This window comes from Dietzia maris, from assembly GCF_014144855.1.
Taxonomy (GTDB): Bacteria; Actinomycetota; Actinomycetes; order Mycobacteriales; family Mycobacteriaceae; genus Dietzia; species Dietzia kunjamensis.
In genome coordinates, this window is sequence record NZ_JAALDN010000152.1 from 1 (window position 1) to 1578 (window position 1578).

1 protein-coding gene and 1 pseudogene are annotated in these 1578 nt (G+C 71.3%); one reads left to right on the forward strand and one right to left on the reverse strand.

All coding sequences use genetic code 11. The annotated features are described in order from the left end of the window. Positions 1 to 156: 156 nt before the first annotated feature. A complete protein-coding gene (locus G6024_RS05590) occupies positions 157 to 1143 on the reverse strand; it encodes a 1,4-dihydroxy-2-naphthoyl-CoA synthase (protein ID WP_069390162.1) in 987 nt (328 codons plus the stop codon). A 23-nt stretch (positions 1144 to 1166) separates the two neighbouring features. Here G6024_RS05590 and G6024_RS05595 point away from each other — a divergent pair. Beyond that, positions 1167 to 1578: pseudogene (locus tag G6024_RS05595) on the forward strand (o-succinylbenzoate synthase); the annotation flags it as partial.

The following is a 1578-nucleotide window of genomic DNA, read 5'->3' on the forward strand; positions in this document are numbered from 1 at the left end:
GCGCCGGGTCGTCGGCCGGCACCGGCAGCAGCGCCGGTCCGTGGTCGTCGAGCATCTGCGCCAGCGCGGGGAACACCTCGGCGACCGCCGCGCCGCCGGGGACGGGCAGGGTGCGCAGTTCGCGGGTGGCGTCCATGGCCGGCAAGCCCCCGACCGTCAGTAGTAGTACGGGTAGTCGTCCCAGTTGGGCTCGCGCTTCTCGAGGAACGCGTCGCGGCCCTCCACCGCCTCGTCGGTCATGTACGCCAGCCGCGTGGCCTCACCGGCGAACACCTGCTGGCCCATGAGTCCGTCGTCGGTGAGGTTGAACGCGAACTTGAGCATCCGCTGCGCGGTGGGCGACTTGCCGTTGATCTGCCGCGCCCACTCGATGGCGGTGTTCTCCAACTCGGCGTGGTCCACCACCCGGTTGACGGCACCCATGTGGAACATCTCCTCGGCCGTGTACGCCTGGCCGAGGAAGAAGATCTCGCGCGCGAACTTCTGGCCCACCTGCTTGGCCAGGTAGGCGCTGCCGTAGCCGGCGTCGAAGGAGCCCACGTCGGCGTCGGTCTGCTTGAACCGGGCGTGCTCGCGGGAGGCCAGGGTCAGGTCGCTCACCACGTGCAGCGAGTGCCCACCGCCGGCCGCCCACCCGTTGACCAGGCAGATCACGACCTTCGGCATGGTGCGGATGAGCCGCTGAACCTCGAGGATGTGCAGCCGCCCGCCCTCGGCCTTGACGCGCGCCTCGTCGACTTTGTCGGCCGTGGCGCCGGCGACGTCCGAGTCGTGCTCGGTCGAGTACTGGTATCCGGACCGGCCACGGATCCGTTGGTCGCCACCCGAGCAGAACGCCCACCCGCCGTCGCGAGTGCTGGGCCCGTTGCCGGTGAACAGGATGGTGCCGACGTCGGGGGAGCGGCGCGCGTGGTCGAAGACGCGGTACAGCTCGTCCACGGTGTGCGGGCGGAACGCGTTGCGCACGTCGGGGCGGTCGAACGCGATCCGCACGATCCCGTTGACACGGCCCTCGCCCACGTGGCGGTGGTAGGTCAGGTCGGTCAGGTCCTCCCCGTTCCGGAAGCCCTCGACCTCCCGCCACTGCGACGGGTCGAACGGGTTTCCGGTGGCCTGGTCCTGCGGTGCGCTGCTCTCGGTCATGGGTTCGACGTTAGCGTGGAGCCATGACATCCGTACCGGGCCCCGAGTCGATCGACGATCTGCTCGCCCGCGTGCACGTGGTGGCCCTGCCGATGAGGGTGCGGTTCCGCGGCGTCACCGAACGTGAGGTCGCGCTGATCGATGGCCCCGCCGGGTGGGGCGAGTTCGGCCCGTTCGGAGAGTACGACGATGCGGAGTCCGCCCACTGGCTGGCCTCCGCGCTGGAGATGGCGTGGCAGGGCCCGCCGCCGGCCCTGCGTTCCCGGGTCCCGGTCAACGCCACGGTCCCGGCGGTCGCGGCCGGGGACGTCGCGGCGATCCTCGACCGCTTCCCGGGCTGTATGACGGTCAAGGTCAAGGTGGCCGAGTCCGGGCAGCAGCTCGTCGACGACGTCGCCCGCGTCGCCGCCGTCCTCCAGGCCCGCCCCGGCGCGC

What these genes read in the sequence shown, in the direction of transcription:
- G6024_RS05590 (WP_069390162.1), bottom strand. Translation starts at nt 1,143, where the DNA reads ATGACCGAGAGCAGCGCACCGCAGGACCAGGCCACCGGAAACCCGTTC.